This is a genomic window from Belnapia moabensis DSM 16746 (genome assembly GCF_000745835.1).
GTDB classification, from domain to species: Bacteria; Pseudomonadota; Alphaproteobacteria; order Acetobacterales; family Acetobacteraceae; genus Belnapia; species Belnapia moabensis.
The window spans coordinates 1-15,132 of record NZ_JQKB01000096.1; the positions used below are offsets into that span (position 1 = coordinate 1).

The window sequence follows — 15,132 nt, forward strand, 5'->3', positions numbered from 1 at the left end:
GTAAGCAAAGGAGCCCATGCTGTCCTCGTCCTCGACGGCGCGGGCTGGCACACCTCACCCAAGCTGCAACTGCCCGCAAACATCAGCCTGCTGCCGCTGCCTCGCTATGCGCCCGACCTGAACCCGGTCGAGAACCTGTGGGAGTTCCTGCGGGCCAACTTTCTCAGTCATCGCGTGTGGGAGAGCTACGACGCTATCGTGGACGCCTGCTGCTCAGCCTGGAACGCGCTGATGCGCAGACCAGAGCAGGTCACCTCCATCACCACCCGTGCCTGGGCTCAGGTCAAGCTCTAGGGCGGCTGGTATTAGGCGATCGAGGCGTGGCAAGCCGAGACGCGCACTGGCCGGGGTGGCCAAGCGAAGTACTCGGACCTGGCGATCGCAAACGCCCGGACGCTACGTGCCGTCGTCCGCTTGCCGCTACGCCAGACCGAGGGCCTGATCGGCTCCATTCTGCAGTTGCTTGGCCTTGGTTTGGCGGTTCCGGACCACTCGACCCTGAGCCGCCGCGCCGAGACACTGCAGCTATCTCGACCGAAAATGGGCCACGAGCCGGTGCACCTGCTGGTGGATAGCACCGGTCTTCGGCTGTGTGGTCCTGGCGAGTGGCTGGAAGAGAAACATGGCACCAAGCGCCGCCGGGCCTGGAAGCTGCTCCACCTCGCCACCGATGCTAACGCGGGTCAGATTGTCGCCTCGGTGCTGACGGGTAGGGAGGCCGATGACGGCTCGCAGGTCGGCCCCATGCTTGAGCAGGTCGCTGGCTCCGTGGCGTCCCTCACCGGCGATGGTGCGTATGATCGGGACGACGTCTATGCCGAGGTCGCGGCATGCCATCCCAACGCGGCCGTGATTGTACCACCGCGCGCGGACGCTGTTCCAAGCGAGGCAGCGCTGTCCGCACCAACGCTGCGGGACACGCATCTCCGATGTATCGCCGAGCGCGGCCGCATGGGCTGGCAGAAAGCCTCAGGCTACAACTGGCGAGCTCTGGTTAAGGCCGATGTCTCGAGATGGAAACGCGTCATCGGCGACGGGCTACGCTCGCAGACAGATGGGCGGCAAGCAACCGAAGTAGCAATCGCCGTAACCGTGGTGAACCACATGCTCGAACTCGGACGACCGGGGTACGTCCGCATCGCGTGATCCCGAGTATGAGTAGGGGTCAGTACGCCGATGCAGCTGACCTATGCAACACGGCGGCTCCCAAGGGTTTTCTGGATGGTCCGGCTCGATGACCGCCCGGAGGCGGGCCTCGACCTCGGGAAGGAGCCCCTTGCCGCCCGTGGCAGCCGAGGGCACGCCAATCGCCTTGTATTGGGTTCTAAGAAAATCGATGCAGTCAGTGCGCCGCGCGGCGTAGGTCTCCTCCGCCGTCGCGGTCCCGGTCACCACAAGGCGGCGCTGGTGGTTGCCGGTGAGGTATCTCAGGAATGCGTAAGCAGTCTGAATCCGATTCCGCTTGACCAGGTTGCTGGCCCGGAGGCCCTTGGCACTGGAGCTGCGCTTTCCATTGCGCGGGATAGGCGTAACCGACGCCTCTTGGCTCGGCGGCCACTCCGGCGCGTGCAGGAAGCGAGCCTCTGTGTAAGCCCTTACGGCTTCGCCCAGGTGCAGGCCGCAGAGTGAGCAGAGGCTCCGCATCTCTTCGGTGGTGAAAAACCGGGCGCCGAAAAGCCGGCCGTCCTCGTCAATCCCCGGCGCGAGGCGATCGTCTAGGTCTACTCGGTCCGTCTCCGCCCAGAGATAAAGGAACTGCAGGTGCTCGAGGTCCGCCTCCAGCGTGCGGGCCTGCTTGTGCACGCGCCGCTCGGCAGTGAGCCAATCGGTGACGTCCTCAATCGGCAGGTTATCGGCGCGCCGAACTAAAAACGGCATGCGCTCGCCGGACGCGAACTTCGCACACCGGATGGCGAATGGGTTGCCACTGATCGTGGACATTCTAACATTCCGCTCTAAACCAGGGTCAGTTTCTTGCAACCTTCAAGCTTCGTCAAATAAAAAACCGTGTCTATGCAAGTCCATATGGACTCGCAGTGTACAGTTTCTTGAGCGTTCCGTACTAGAACGGCAGGATCGCATCGAGCACCTGCTGGCCGTAGCGGGGCTGCTGCAGGTCGGAGAGGGTGCCGCGGCCGCCATAGGCGATGCGGGCCTCGGCCAAGCGGTCGTGGCGGATGGTGTTGTCGCTGGCGATGTCCTCCGGGCGGATGACGCCTTGGATGGACAGCTCGCGCAGCTCGGCGCTGACGCGCACCTCCTGCTTGCCGGTGACGACGAGGTTGCCGTTGGGCAGCACCTGGGTGACCGTCGCGGCGAGGCGGAGGTTGATGGTCTCGCCGCGCTTCACCGTGCCTTCGCCGTCGCTGGTCTGGCCGCCGCTCGCATCGAGCAGGCTGGCGGGGCTGGCGCCGCGCGGCAGCCAGCGCGTCTGCATGCCGAAGATCTGCGGGATGCCGAGGTTGTCGGTGCCGGCGCGGCTGCGCTGGGTGCGGTTCTGTAGCTGGGCGCTGTCGGCGACGGAGACCAGGACGGTGACGAGGTCGCCGACCTGGGCGGCGCGCTGGTCGCGGAGGAAGGTGCGGCTGCCGGGGCGCCAGAGGCTGTTGGCGGCAAGCGATGCCTCCTGCGCGCCGGGCATCGGCATGGAGACGGGGCGCCAGGCCGGGTCGGCGGTCGGGTTGCGGACCTCGGAAAGCTCCGGCGTGCGGCCGACGCGGGAGAGGCGTTCGAGCGAGCCGCAGCCGGCGAGGGCGAGCGGCAGGAGAAGGAGGGCGGCGCGCATGGTCAGGGCCTCCGCAGCGGGGTGGCGCCGGGAGCGATGCGGACGCGGCCGGGGCCGATCACCTCGCCCTCGATGACGGCGCGGCTGGCGAGGTTCATCACCGGGACAAGGCCGCCGCGCGGGCCGGCCTCCAGCGCGCGGCCCTGGGCGCTGAGGGAAAGGCCGGGGGATTCGAGCTGCATGGTGACCAGGGCGTTCTTCTCGACGAGGGCGGGCGGGCCAAGATCGGCGAGCGCGATGGGCGCGTCGGCGGCGACGGGGCGGTGGAGCTGCTGGCCGATCACTTGGTCCGGCCGTTCGGCGAGGCCGGGGCGGGCGCGCTCGGCGCGCAGGCGGATGGGGCGGAGATCGCCGGGGCGGGGAATTTCGCCGGCGGCGAGGCGGCGGGTGGCGGCGACGGCGGGCACCGTCTGCACGGCGCGGCCGGCGAGGCGCTGGCGCTGAACCGGCATGCCCTCGGCCATGATCGTCAGCGTCGCGGCGAAGCGGCCGGTCGCCGGGTCGAAGGCGAGGCCCTCGGCGGCGAGGCGAAGGGCGGCGCCGGGCGGGATCATCGGCGGCAGCAGGGGGCCAAGGTCGAGCTCGGCCGCCGGGTCCATGCCGAGGCGGTGCAGGTCGGGGCGGAGGGTGGCGGCGATCTCCTCGGTAGTCACCGGGCGGCCGGGGCGCTCGATGACGGCGCGGTCATAGGCCGAGAGCGGGCGCCAGGCGAGGCCATGGGCGCGGGCAAGGGCCGTGAGCTGCGGGGCTTCCAGCACCAGGCGGCGGCCGGGGGCGGGGCTGGCGCCGACCGGCTGCGCGGCGCGCGGCCCGGCGCCGTCGAAGATGTCGCCGAGGAGCAGCGTCGGCGATTCGACCGTCGAGAGCGGACGAATGCTGGCGAGGTCCTGCGCCATGGCTGGGCCGGCGAGCAGGAGGAGGAGGGGGAGGGCGCGCATCATCAGCGCATCCGCGACAGGGTGGAGAGCATCTCGTCGCCCGCGGTAATGACCTTGCTGTTCATCTCGTAGGCTCGCTGGGCGGTGATGAGCTGGGTTATCTCCTGTACCACGTTGACGTTGCTGGTCTCGATGAAGCCTTGCAGCACCTGGCCATGGCCGGGCTGGCCGGCGGCGGCGAGCTGGGGCTGGCCGGAGGCGGGCGTCGCCAGCATCATGTTGTCGCCGGTCTGCTCGAGCCCGCCTTCATTGGCGAAGATCGCGGTCTGAATCTGGCCGACATTCTGCGGGTTGGTCTGGCCGTCGAGCTTGGCCAGCACCTCGCCCGTCGCGTTGATGGTGACGTCGACTGCGGCGGCGGGGATGGTGATGGCGGGGAGGATCGGGAAGCCCTCCGCCGTGACGAGCTGGCCTTCCGCCGAGAGGCCGAAGGTGCCGGCGCGGGTATAGGCCGTCTCGCCCGAGGGGAGCTGGACCTGGAAGAAGCCGTTGCCGCGGATGGCGAGATCGAAGCGGTTGTCGGTCTGCGACAGGCTGCCCTGCTCGCCGATGCGGTAGATGGCCGAGGTCTTCACACCGAGGCCGATCTGTGCGCCGGAGGGCAGGACGGAGCCGTTCTCGGAGCTCTGCGAGCCGACACGGCGGAGGTTCTGGTAGAGCAGGTCCTCGAACTCGGCGCGTCGGCGCTTGAAGCCGGTCGTGCTCATATTGGCGATGTTGTTCGAGATGACCTCGACATTGGTCTGTTGGGCCATCATGCCGGTGGAGGCGATCTGCAGGGCGCGCATGGGGATGCTTTCTTAGTTCTTGCGGCGGAGGATGCGGTCGATGGCGTTCTGCAGCCGGTCGCCCTCGCGCTCCGCGAATTGGGTGGCGAATTGGAAGTCCCGCACATCGGTGGTGAGGCGGGTGATCTCGGCCATGGGAGAGACGTTGCTGCCTTCGACTGCGCCCTGAACGACCTGCGGGCGGGGGATGGGCTCCGGCTGGTCGTCGGCGGCGTAGAGCCGCTCGCCCTCGGCGCGGAGGCGCTGCGGATCGGCGAAGCGGACGACGCGCAGCTGGCCGACGACGCCGTTCTCGCTGCGCACGGTGCCGTCGCCCTGGATCTCAATGCGGGTGTCGCCGGGGCCGAAGGTGATGGGCGTGCCGGCGGTGCCGAGCACGGCGTTGCCGGACGGGTCGGTCAGCCGGCCGGTAGCATCGAGGGTGAAGCGGCCGGCGCGGGTGTAGCGCTCGCCGCCCCGGGTCTCGACGACGAAGAAGCCTTCGCTCTGGAGCGCCAGGTCGAGCGGGTTGCCGGTGGTGGCGATCGGGCCGGTGCGGGTGTCGCGCCAGGTGGCGCTGTCGAGGCTGTAGGCGATTCGCTCCGAGCCGGAGCGGGCGAGATGCGCGGCGAAGAGCGGGCGCTCGGCGCGAAAGGCCGGCGTGTCGGCATTGGCGATGTTGTTCGCCAGCACCTGCGTCGTCCGCATCTGGGCGCTGAGGCGGGACAGAATGATGTAGCCGGGCTGGTCCATCGTGGTCTCCTGCTGGCCAGTGAAAGGGCAAGGGGTGTGCCAGGGAAGCGGCCGGCGGGAGGCGGCGAGGACTGCCGCGGGCGGCAGGAAATGCCGGGCGGTGCGGCGCTTCCTGCCGTCGCAAGGCTTCCTTAACGGCTGGGAGGCGAGACTGTCCGGAGCGGTGAATGCGGGCGGTCGGGGCAGGGCATGGCGGGCGAGGCGAAGCCGGAGAAGCAGGCGGGCAAGGGCAAGCGGAAGCTGCTGCTCCTGCTGCCGATGCTTCTGGTGGCTGTGGGCGCCGGGCTCTGGTTCAGCGGCATCGTGCCGAAGATGCTGCGCGGCGAGGACTCGGCGTATGCCGGGCATGCCCCGCCGGCGGCACGGCCGCCGGTCTTCTTCGACATGCCGGACATCGTCGCCAACCTCAGCGTAGCCGGCCGGCGGCCGAGCTACATCAAGCTGCGCAGCAAGCTGGAACTCGCCAGGGCCGAGGATGCCGCGCCCTTGCAGGCGGCGATGCCGCGGCTGCTCGATCTCTTCACCACCTATCTGCGGGAGCTGCGGCCGGAGGAGCTGCGCGGCAGCAGCGGCACGCAGCGGCTGCGCGAGGAGCTGATCGCGCGCGCCAACCTAGTGGCGCCGCCGGCCCGCGTGACCGACATCCTCTTCACGGAGCTGCTGCTGCAATGAGCACCGAAGAAGACGACCTAGCGGCCGCCTGGGGCGAGGCTCTGGAAGCCGAGGCGGCGCCGGGGGGTGCGTCGGCCGTGGCGACGCCTGACGCCACGCGCGTGCTGAACCAGCAGGAGATCGACAGCCTGCTGGGCTTCGGCGGCGGGTCGCGGGAGCAGGAGGCGCAGTCCGGCATCCAGCGCATCGTCAGCGCCGGCCTTGTCTCCTACGAGCGGCTGCCGATGCTGGAGATCATCTTCGACCGGCTGGTGCGCATCATGTCCACATCGCTGCGCAACTTCACCAGCGACAATGTCGAGGTCTCGATCGACAGCATCGTCTCGCTGCGCTTCGGCGACTATCTGAACAGCGTGCCACTCCCGGCGATGCTCGCCGTGTTCAAGGTGGAGGAGTGGGACAACTATGGCCTGATCGTCGTGGACAGCGCGCTGATCTACTCGGTGGTCGACGTGCTGCTCGGCGGGCGGCGCGGCACGGCGGCGATGCGGATCGAGGGGCGGCCCTACACGACGATCGAGCGCACGCTGGTGGAGCGGCTCATCACCGTGGTGCTGGCCGATCTGTCCGATGCCTTCAGCCCGCTCTCGCCGGCGCATTTCCGCTTCGAGCGGCTCGAGGTCAATCCGCGCTTCGCGGCCGTCTCGCGGCTGTCGAATGCCTGCATCCTGTCGCGGCTGCGGGTCGACATGGAGGACCGCGGCGGCAAGATCGAGCTGCTGCTGCCCTATGCGACGCTGGAGCCGATCCGCGAGCTGCTGCTGCAGCAGTTCATGGGCGAGAAATTCGGCCGCGACAGCATCTGGGAGACGCACCTCGCCGAGGAGCTTCGGCATACCGAGATGTCGATGGACGTGGTGCTCGACGAGCAGACCATGCCCCTAGCCGCGGTGATGTCGCTGCAACGCGGCGACCGCATCACGCTGAACACCGCGCCCGGGGCGCCGGTGCAGCTGCGGTGTGGCGACGTGACGATGTTCGAGGCGGAGCTCGGCCGGCGGGAGAACCGCATGGCCGTCCGCATCACGCGCGAGCTGCGGCAGAAGGCGGAGGCGTGAGCATGGGCTGGTACGAATGGTTGGCGCAGCTGCTGCTGATCGGGCTGCTGGTGGCGGCGATCCCCTGCATCCTCAAGCTGGAGCGGACGCTGGCCGCGGTGCGGCGCGACCGCGCGGCGCTGGAGGCGAGCGCGGCGGGCCTCGGCGAGGCGACGCGGATGGCGGAGGCGGCCTCGCTGCGGCTGCGGGCGACGGCGGAGGGCGCGGGCCGGCAGGTGGCGGAGCGGCTGGCGGCGGCGGAGCCGATGCGGGACGACCTGCGCTACCTCGTCGAGCGGGCGGAGGGGCTGGCGGACCGACTGGAAGGCCTCGTCCGCAGCGCGCGGCCGATGGCGGCGCCGGAGCCGGCGATGGCCGCGCCGAGCCAGGCGGAGCGGAACCTGCTGCGGGCCTTGAGCCAAGGCCTCGCCGGGGCGCGGGGGGGACGGTGATGCGGTTTCGTCCTCGCCTGATGCCGGCGGCGCTCGGCGCCATCGGCCTGTTGCTGGTGGCGAAGCTGGCGGCGCTGCTGCCGGCCGGCGTGGAGACTCTGGCCGTGGCGCCCCTGGGAGTGACGCCGGCCCAGGCCAGCAGCCCGGCTCCGCCGGCACCCGCACCGGCGCCGCCCGCGCCGGAGGAGCCGAGTGCGGAGCAGCGGGCGGAGCGGGTGCTGCTCGAGGGGCTGCGGGCCCGGCGGGTGGAGCTCGATGGCCGCGAGCAGGCCTTGGCGGCGCGCGAGATGGTGGTGGCCGCGGCCGAGCGTCGGCTCACCCAGCGCATCGAGGAGATGACGGCGCTGCAGCAGCGGCTGCAGGCGACCGACCAGGCGCTCGGCGCCCGCGAGGAGGCGGGCTGGCGGCAGATGGTGAAGCTCTATGAGGGGATGCGGCCGCGCGATGCGGCGGCGATCTTCGACGACCTGGAGATGCCCGTGCTGGTCCAGCTGGTGGACCGGATGCGGGAGGCGAAGGCAGCACCGGTGCTCGGCGCGATGAAGCCTGATCGCGCCCGGCTGCTGACGGCCGAGCTGGCCCGGCATCGTGCCCGGCCGACCGAGTGAGGACAGTCAAGGAGCCTGTGATGGACAAGAACACCAACGTGCTGATCGTCGACGACTACAAGACGATGCTGCGCATCATTCGCAACCTGCTGAAGCAGCTGGAATTCGACAATGTCGAGGAGGCGTCGGACGGGCAGGAGGCGCTGGCCAAGCTTCGCGCCGGGCAGTTCGGCCTGGTCATCAGCGACTGGAACATGCAGCCGATGACCGGCCTCGACCTGCTCAAGGAGGTGCGGGCGGATGCGCGGCTGAAGGACACGCCCTTCATCATGATCACGGCCGAGAGCAAGACGGAGAACGTGGTGGCGGCGAAGGCGGCCGGCGTCTCCAACTACATCGTCAAGCCGTTCAACGCCGAGACGCTGCGTGGCAAGATCGAGAAGGTGCTGACCCATGCCTGACGGGCAGGCCGGCGGGGACCGGATCGAGGATGCGGTGCGGGCGGTGCTCGGCAGCCTCTTGGGCGACATGACGGCTACCGAGGCGGCGTTGCTGGGCGAGCTGGAGGCGCTCGGCCGCGAGGTGGCGCGGGCGAAGAGCGAGATTGCCGCGCTTCGGGTCGACGACATCAATGCCAGCCACATCCCGACCGCGACGGATGAGCTGGATGCGGTCGTCAGCCATACAGCGACGGCCACCAACGAAATCCTCGACTGCTGCGAGGTGCTCGAAGGGCTCCAGGCGCGGCTGAAGGGCGAGGATGCGGAGGCGCTGGCCGGTGCGGTGACGCGCATCTACGAGGCCTGCAGCTTCCAGGACATCACCGGCCAGCGCATCGGCAAGGTCGTCTCGGCGCTGAAGTCGATCGAGAAGCGGGTGGCGGCGGTGACGCGGAGCTTCGGCCGTGGCGAAGCCGGGCCGCTGACCGAGCTAGACGAGCCGGCGGCGCCGCGGACCGAGGGCGAGGAGCTGGCGAACGGGCCGCAGCTGCCGGGCGCTGGCACCTCTCAGGCGGAGATCGACCGGCTGCTAGCGAGCTTCGACTGATGCGCTGGGCGCCGCTGTTCGCTCTGCTCCTCGCCGCGCCGGCGGCCTGGGCGCAGGAGGTGGTCGGGGTCCGGGTCGGGAATCATCCCGGCCATGGGCGCTTGGTCTTCGACTGGCCTGCGCCGCCGCAATACCGGGTGGAGCAGGCGGGCGATGCGGTGATGGTGTATTTTTCGCCGGGAGCTGCCATCGACCTTTCCGGCGCGCGCCGGCTGCCGCGCAACATGGCGGCGGTGACGGCGGAGGGGGAGGGCATCCGTGTCGCGCTGAAGCCCGGGGTGCGGGCGCGTATCTTTCGGGTCGGGCCGAAGCTGGTCGTCGATGCCTTGAACCCGACGGGTGAGCTGGCCTCGGCGGTGCAGGCGGCGGCGCCCCCGGGGAGAGCGGAAACCGTTGCCGAAAGGGTTCCGTCGGCGGTGGCGCCTGCAGTATCGCCGGTCCCGGCAGTTGCAGTGCCGGTGCCGGTCGTGCCGCCGGTTGCCCTGCCGCGGCCGGATTCCCTGGTGGTGAGGATGCTGCCGAATGCCGCCATCCTGCTGCCTTATCCGGCGACGACCGGCCTTGCCATCCTGCGGCGCGGTGGCGAGGTGCTGACGCTGTTCGATAGCGGTGAACCGTTGGATCTGGCGGCCTTGCAGAGTGATCCGGTTTTCGGCCGACTTGAGGTCGAGGCGTTGGGTGGGGCGACCTTGCTGCGGCTGCCGCTCGCGGTGCCCGGCCAGATCAGGGCTCGGCGGGAGCCGAATGGTTGGGTGCTGGAGGCCTTCCGCCCGGCCGAGGGACGGGAGACGGCCGGGCGTTCGGTAGGGTTGGAGGCGGAGGGCGGCGTGGCGTCACGCCTCATGCTGCGTGCCAGCCAGCCTGGCCGGGTCGTCCCCGTCACCGATCCCGAGAGTGGCTTGCCGCTGTTGCTCGGCACGGTGCGCGAGGCAGGCCAGTTGATGCCCATCCTGCGGCGGCTGCCGGAGCTCGATTTGCCGTCGACGCATCTCGGTGTCGCCGTGCTGGCTCGGGCCGACCAGGTGACGATGCGGCCGACGGCTGGAGGCTTCCTGGTCGGTGCGGCGAACGGATCACTGTTCCTGGATACCGCTGCGGCCGAAATGTCGGCCGCTGAAGCGATGACGCGCAGCTTCGACCTGCCGCGGATGCCGACGGCGCAGTTGTTTGATCGGTTGCGTGCGCTGCAGGCGAGCATCGCCGCCGCCCCGCCGCTGAATCGCCTAGCGCTGCGCCGTGCATCGGCGGAGACGCTGCTGGCGCTCGGCATGCCGCAGGAAGCTCAGGCGATGGTGGAACTGGCGCGCGGGGAAGACCCCGAGGCGACGCGGGATGCGCGCCTCAATGCCTTGGCCGGAGCTGCAGCTTTGTTGGCCGGCCGGATGCCGCAGGCTGTCGCGCTGCGTCAAGCCGAACTGCCCGACACGGATGAAGTGAGCTTCTGGCGGATGCTGCTGCTCGCCGCCGAGGGCAACGGGCGTGAGGCTGCCCCCAAGCTCGCTTCGTCCTTGCCGTTGCTGCTCGGCTATGCGGATGGGCTGCGTACCCGGCTGGTGCCACTGGTGGCGCAGAGTTTGGCGGAGGCCGGTGCGGTCGCGCCGCTTCGCCAGTTGCTGGATAGGGCAGGTCCTGTGCCTGACCTCGCGCTTCCGCGCGCCATGCTGGCCGAGGTCAACGGCGAGGTCGAGGCAGCACTGGCCGGGTATGACCAGATCGCGCAAGGGCGGGATCGCCTGGCGCGGGCACGAGCGCTGCGGCGAGCGGTCGAGCTACGCCTGGCGACCAAGAAGATCGATGCGACTCAGGCGGCGCGGGCGCTCGAGGCGACGCTGTTCGCATGGCGCGGCGATGCCGAGGAGGCGGCGACGCGCATCCGCCTGGCCGAGCTTCGGCGTGCGGCGGGTGATGCCCGTGGCGCGCTGGCCTTGCTGCGGGAAACTGAAGCTCAGTTTCCGGAGCGCGCATCGGCCTTGTATCCCGCAGTCAGTGCGGCCTTTGCCGATGCGTTGGAGCAGGAAGCGCCGCTCGCAGCCGTTGCGCTGTTCGATGCCTATCCTGACCTACTGCCGAGGGATGTGCGGGGGGAGGTGGCCATGATGGCCCTCGCGGAGCGGCTGGTGGCGCTCGATCTTCCTGATCGGGCCGCTGCTCTGCTGGGGCGGGCAGCGGAACGCAGCACGGGAACGGCGCGTGCGGCGCTTGGCCTGCGACAGGGAGTGCTGCTGCTGGCGACTGGCGATGCGACCTCGACGTTGAAAGCTTTGCAGGACAGCCATGCGGAGATGCTGCCCACGGTCCTGGCGCGGGACCGGGCCGTCTTGGCAGCGCAGTCCCAGGCGCAGATGGGGCGGATGGAGGAGGCAATAGCCGGCCTTAGGGCGCTTGGTCCTGATGGGGCGGAGGCATTGTCGCAACTGCTTGGGGAGCGGCAGGAGTGGGCGGGTGCTGCGGCGGCGCTCGCGGAGTATCTCCGCGCAGCGTTTCCAGCCGTGCCGGCGCCGCTCAATGAAATGTGGCATCGGCTGCTGTTGCGCCAGGCGGCGATGCTGGCTCTTGCGGGCGACGAGGCTGGGCTTGCCACCTTGCGGAAGGATCATGCGGCGCGCTTGCCGGACGGGCCCATGGCCGCGGCCTTTGCCTTGCTGACAGCAGAGCATCTGCGCGGCCTCGCCGATCTGCCCCGCCTGCAGCGGGAGTTGTTGCTGTTTCAGACCATCCCGCCGCGGCTGGAGGCATTGCGGGCGGGCGGCCCCGTGACGCGCTAAGTCCCGCGTCTGGCGCGGGGGACAGCGGCAAAAATTTCGGCCGTCAGGGGCAATTTTCGCTTGCGTCTCAGTCTTTAGTGCCCCATATGCGCGCCCCGTTGACCTGATCAATCCCGATCACCCTGGTCATCTGCTGGTGGGAATAGGAGCCCGCGATGGACGCTCTTCTCCAACTGGGGATGGTCTCGGAGTTGCTCCCGAGCGAAGCCCAGAATTCTGAAACCTCGGCGAGCGAGGCTAAGGACTATTTTGTTTCCCGTGATGGCGTCAAATTCGCCGGCACGCATCTGATCATCGATCTTTGGGACGCCACCAACCTGGCGGATCCGGAGCATATCGACGCGGTGCTGCGCGAGGCGGCGATTGCCACGGGCGCCACGATCCTGCACGGGCATTTCCATCACTTCGGCCCGAACAGCGGCGTCTCGGGCGTGCTGGTGCTGGCGGAGAGCCATGTCTCCATCCACACCTGGCCGGAGCGGGATTATGCGGCGCTCGACATCTTCGTCTGCGGCGTCTGCAACCCGTACAAGGCAATTCCGATACTGAAGCGCGGCTTCATGCCGGGCCGCGTGCAGCTGGCCGAGCACAAGCGCGGCCTCGTCGGCTGACATCGAAGCGTGCATGCAGGGATCGGGGCGGGGCCTTAAGGTCCCGCCCTCTTTGTTTCAGGGGTAGTTCATGGCGACCGATTCGTGGGTGAACGAGACGCTCTACAACGCCTGGGGCCAGCGCTTCCGCGTGGTACGGGAGCTGGCGCGGGTGCAGAGCGACTTCCAGGACATCATGGTCTTCGAAAGCGAGACCCATGGCCGGGTCATGCTGCTCGACGGCGTGGTGCAGATCACCGAGGCGGATGAGTTCGTCTATCAGGAGATGCTGACTCATGTACCGCTGCTGGCGCATGGCGCAGCGAAGCGGGTGCTGATCATCGGCGCCGGCGATGGCGGTGTGCTACGGCGGGTGCTGCAGCACCGGACCGTCGAGCGGGCAGTGATGGTCGAAATCGATGGCGAGGTGATCCGGCTGGCCAAGGAGCACCTGCCGGGGATCGCCGGTGCGGCCTGGGATGATGCCCGGGCCGAGGTAATTGTCGGCGACGGCATCGACTACGTGCGCCAGGCGCCGGCCGGCAGCTTCGACGTCGTTATCGTCGACAGCACGGATCCGATCGGCGTCGGCGAGGTCCTGTTCACGGACGAGTTCTACGCGAATTGCGCACGGCTGCTGACCGGGAGGGGCCTGGTGGTGAACCAGTGCGGCGTGCCCTTCATGCAGGCCGAGGAACTGCATGAGACCAGCCTGCGGCGGGCGAAGGCCTTCGCGGATGTGTATGCTTATGTAGCTGCAGTGCCAACCTATGTCGGGGGCTTCATGACCCTCGGCTGGGCGGCGAAGGATGCCGGGCTGCGGGCGGCGGCCGTAGGTGAGATCCGCGAGCGGGCGCAGGCTGCCGGCATCCTCGGCCAGACCCGCTATTGGACGCCGGAAATTCATTGCGGCGCTTTCAACCTGCCGCCTTACATCGCAGAGCATCTGCCGGGCGCTTCGGGCTGAGGCAGGCTGCCAACGGCCGTCGGTGTCGTTAGCCGCTGGCGAAGCCTTGCACGAGGCTTCCGGCAATGAGCCGCCAGCCGTCGATGAGGACGAAGAAGATCAGCTTGAAGGGTAGCGAGACCACGTTCGGCGGCAGCATCATCATGCCGAGCGACATCAGCAGGCTGGCGACCACCATGTCGATAACGAGGAACGGCAGAAATACGAGGAAGCCGATCTCGAAGGCGCGTTTCAGCTCGCCGACCAGGAAGGCGGGTAGCAGCGCGCGCCAGGGGAGTTGATCCGGCCGGGCATTCTCCGGTGCCGGCGGGAGGCCGGCGAGGTCGAGGAAGAGCGACAGGTCGCCGTCGCGAACTTGGTGGGCCATGAAGCTGCGGAAGGGCTCTGCGGTGGCTGCGAGGCCTTCGAGCTCGCCGATCCGGCCTTCCATCATCGGTAGCAGGCCGTTCTGCCAGCTGGCTTCCATCGCCGGCTGCATGACGAAGAGGGTGAGGAAGAGCGCGAGGCCGATCAGCACCGGGTTCGGCGGCACGCCCTGGGCGCCGATGGCGCTGCGCAGCAGGGAGAGCACGATGGCGATGCGAGTGAAGGCGGTTGCCATCACCAGCAGCGAGGGGGCGAGCGAGAGCAGGCCGATCAGCGCCGTCAGCTGGACGAGGCGCATCGTGGCGCCGGCCTGACCGTTGGCGCCTAGATCGATGTTCACGCTCTGCGCCGCGGCGGGCAGGGCCATGGCGACGAGCGGCAGGGCGAGGGCGAGGCGCCTCATGCGGCGTCATCCCGGTTGGGCAGCCAGCCGAGCAGGGCGTCCTGGCCGCCGCCGGTGAGCAGGAGGACCTCGCGCCCGTCGCAGCGGAGGAGGAGGAGGCGGCGACGCGAGTCGAGGGCGAGCACCTCCTGCACCGCGAGTCTACGGCCGGGCCGGGTGGCGAGGCCGCCCCAGCGCAGCCCACGGGCGCCGAGGGCCAGCAAGAGCAGGATCGCGGCGAGGGCGCCGGCAGCCTGCAACCATAGTCCGCTATCGATCGTCATGCGGCATCCTGCCAGCAAGAGGTGTTCAGGGCGGCGTCAGGGCGGCGGCTAGCCCCTCCACCTCCTGTGCCAGGGCTTCGAGCGCCGGTCGCAGCAGGCGGGCGCGGTGGTGCGGCATCTGCCCGACGGTGGCGCAGAGGGTGGCGGCTTCGGCATCGAGGCCAGCGAGGTCGATCTTGCGCCCGTTCGTGGCGAGGGCGCGTGCCATCACCACGGTATCGTGGAGGGCTTCGATCGCGGCGAGGGTCGCTTGCGTCATGCGGTAATCCTGCGCCGCGAAGGGTTAAGGAAGGCTTAGAAGCTGTACGCGATTAAAGTCCTTGTTGCGCCTGGGTTTGGGCGACGAGGCGGCATGCGACGATGGAGATCATCGCAATCCAGATGTGCCCGGCAAAGAGATCTGCGGCGCGGTCGTAGATGATGTTGAGCCGGCGGTAGCGACTGAGCCAGCCGAACATTCGCTCGACGACCCACCTGATCCCGTTCGGCAGGAAGCGACCCTCGCGCGTGCCGCCGGGCGAGGCCGAAACATGGATGTCGTGCTCGATCGCTGCCGCAGCGAAGGGCGCGCCCTTGAGGTTGCTGTCGCCGAGGAGAGCCCCCTGGAAGCCAAGCGCGGCCAGCCGCGGCAGCATCGGCAGAACGCCAGCGCGGTCGTCCGTGTTGGCCGGCTGCAGTTCGAGATCGAGCAGCGCTCCGTGCTCGTCGCAGACCGCGAACAGCTTCACGCCTTGATCAGCTTGCCACCATCGATGCCGCGCGCCCAGGCGGTCGGGGCT

General features: G+C 69.1%; 20 protein-coding genes. 11 read left to right on the top strand and 9 right to left on the bottom strand.

The window, feature by feature from the left end; genetic code table 11:
- Both EP26_RS26210 and EP26_RS33775 read left to right on the top strand, forming a co-directional pair.
- Window positions 1-294 (top strand): transposase (locus EP26_RS26210; protein WP_043343229.1); only part of this gene is annotated, 294 nt, incomplete at its 5' end.
- An 18-nt stretch (window positions 295-312) separates the two neighbouring features.
- On the top strand, window positions 313-1,146 hold the full coding sequence (locus EP26_RS33775; protein ID WP_084113005.1) for an IS5 family transposase: 834 nt from the start codon (window positions 313-315) through the stop codon (window positions 1,144-1,146).
- Here the strand turns inward: EP26_RS33775 and EP26_RS35475 are convergent.
- The 5 genes from EP26_RS35475 to flgF form a co-directional block, all read right to left on the bottom strand.
- Window positions 1,039-1,941: a hypothetical protein gene (locus tag EP26_RS35475; protein ID WP_043343233.1), complete on the bottom strand. Its 903-nt coding sequence runs from the start codon at window positions 1,939-1,941 to the stop codon at window positions 1,039-1,041. The genes EP26_RS33775 and EP26_RS35475 overlap by 108 nt on opposite strands.
- Before the next feature lie 121 nt (window positions 1,942-2,062).
- Complete coding sequence (flgH, locus tag EP26_RS26225; RefSeq protein WP_043343235.1) at window positions 2,063-2,785, bottom strand: flagellar basal body L-ring protein FlgH; 723 nt, start codon at window positions 2,783-2,785, stop codon at window positions 2,063-2,065.
- Between the two features lie 2 nt (window positions 2,786-2,787).
- Window positions 2,788-3,726, bottom strand: coding sequence for a flagellar basal body P-ring formation chaperone FlgA (flgA, locus tag EP26_RS26230; RefSeq protein WP_043343237.1), 939 nt, complete (start codon window positions 3,724-3,726; stop codon window positions 2,788-2,790).
- A complete protein-coding gene (flgG, locus tag EP26_RS26235; protein WP_043343239.1) occupies window positions 3,726-4,511 on the bottom strand; it encodes a flagellar basal-body rod protein FlgG in 786 nt (261 codons plus the stop codon). The genes flgA and flgG overlap by 1 nt, the downstream gene beginning before the upstream one ends.
- A 12-nt stretch (window positions 4,512-4,523) precedes the next feature.
- Window positions 4,524-5,243: a flagellar basal-body rod protein FlgF gene (gene flgF / locus EP26_RS26240; protein ID WP_043343241.1), complete on the bottom strand. Its 720-nt coding sequence runs from the start codon at window positions 5,241-5,243 to the stop codon at window positions 4,524-4,526.
- Between the two features lie 189 nt (window positions 5,244-5,432).
- On the opposite strand from flgF, the gene EP26_RS37770 reads away from it, so the two are divergent.
- The 9 genes from EP26_RS37770 (at window position 5,433) to speE (ending at window position 13,321) form a co-directional block, all read left to right on the top strand.
- Window positions 5,433-5,915, top strand: a complete 483-nt coding sequence (locus EP26_RS37770; RefSeq protein ID WP_043343244.1) for a flagellar basal body-associated FliL family protein — start codon at window positions 5,433-5,435, stop codon at window positions 5,913-5,915.
- Window positions 5,912-6,973, top strand: coding sequence for a flagellar motor switch protein FliM (fliM, locus tag EP26_RS26250; protein WP_043343245.1), 1,062 nt, complete (start codon window positions 5,912-5,914; stop codon window positions 6,971-6,973). Before EP26_RS37770 ends, fliM begins: the two co-directional genes overlap by 4 nt.
- Before the next feature lie 2 nt (window positions 6,974-6,975).
- Window positions 6,976-7,404 (top strand): DUF6468 domain-containing protein, encoded by a 429-nt coding sequence (locus EP26_RS26255; RefSeq protein WP_052389707.1) that lies wholly within the window; start codon window positions 6,976-6,978, stop codon window positions 7,402-7,404.
- Window positions 7,404-8,012, top strand: coding sequence for a MotE family protein (locus tag EP26_RS26260; protein ID WP_157033805.1), 609 nt, complete (start codon window positions 7,404-7,406; stop codon window positions 8,010-8,012). The genes EP26_RS26255 and EP26_RS26260 overlap by 1 nt, the downstream gene beginning before the upstream one ends.
- 20 nt (window positions 8,013-8,032) lie before the next feature.
- Window positions 8,033-8,413: a response regulator gene (locus EP26_RS26265; protein ID WP_043343247.1), complete on the top strand. Its 381-nt coding sequence runs from the start codon at window positions 8,033-8,035 to the stop codon at window positions 8,411-8,413.
- The gene (locus EP26_RS26270; protein ID WP_043343250.1) at window positions 8,406-8,999 is read left to right on the top strand and encodes a protein phosphatase CheZ; all 594 of its coding nucleotides are present in this window, start codon (window positions 8,406-8,408) and stop codon (window positions 8,997-8,999) included. The genes EP26_RS26265 and EP26_RS26270 overlap by 8 nt, the downstream gene beginning before the upstream one ends.
- A complete protein-coding gene (locus EP26_RS26275) occupies window positions 8,999-11,764 on the top strand; it encodes a hypothetical protein (RefSeq protein WP_043343253.1) in 2,766 nt (921 codons plus the stop codon). Before EP26_RS26270 ends, EP26_RS26275 begins: the two co-directional genes overlap by 1 nt.
- 155 nt (window positions 11,765-11,919) lie before the next feature.
- Window positions 11,920-12,375 (top strand): adenosylmethionine decarboxylase, encoded by a 456-nt coding sequence (gene speD / locus EP26_RS26280; RefSeq protein ID WP_043343255.1) that lies wholly within the window; start codon window positions 11,920-11,922, stop codon window positions 12,373-12,375.
- Window positions 12,376-12,445: 70 nt separating this feature from the next.
- Complete coding sequence (gene speE / locus EP26_RS26285) at window positions 12,446-13,321, top strand: polyamine aminopropyltransferase (RefSeq protein ID WP_043343257.1); 876 nt, start codon at window positions 12,446-12,448, stop codon at window positions 13,319-13,321.
- A gap of 28 nt (window positions 13,322-13,349) precedes the next feature.
- Here speE and fliP read toward each other — a convergent pair whose 3' ends face one another.
- From fliP to EP26_RS26305, 4 genes are all read right to left on the bottom strand, one after another.
- Window positions 13,350-14,090 (bottom strand): flagellar type III secretion system pore protein FliP, encoded by a 741-nt coding sequence (gene fliP / locus EP26_RS26290; RefSeq protein WP_043343259.1) that lies wholly within the window; start codon window positions 14,088-14,090, stop codon window positions 13,350-13,352.
- The gene (locus EP26_RS26295; protein ID WP_052389709.1) at window positions 14,087-14,353 is read right to left on the bottom strand and encodes a hypothetical protein; all 267 of its coding nucleotides are present in this window, start codon (window positions 14,351-14,353) and stop codon (window positions 14,087-14,089) included. Before EP26_RS26295 ends, fliP begins: the two co-directional genes overlap by 4 nt.
- 25 nt (window positions 14,354-14,378) lie before the next feature.
- Window positions 14,379-14,612 (bottom strand): hypothetical protein, encoded by a 234-nt coding sequence (locus EP26_RS26300; RefSeq protein WP_043343262.1) that lies wholly within the window; start codon window positions 14,610-14,612, stop codon window positions 14,379-14,381.
- 52 nt (window positions 14,613-14,664) lie between these two features.
- The coding region (locus EP26_RS26305) for a transposase (protein ID WP_211259563.1) at window positions 14,665-15,132 on the bottom strand (468 nt) is incomplete at its 5' end.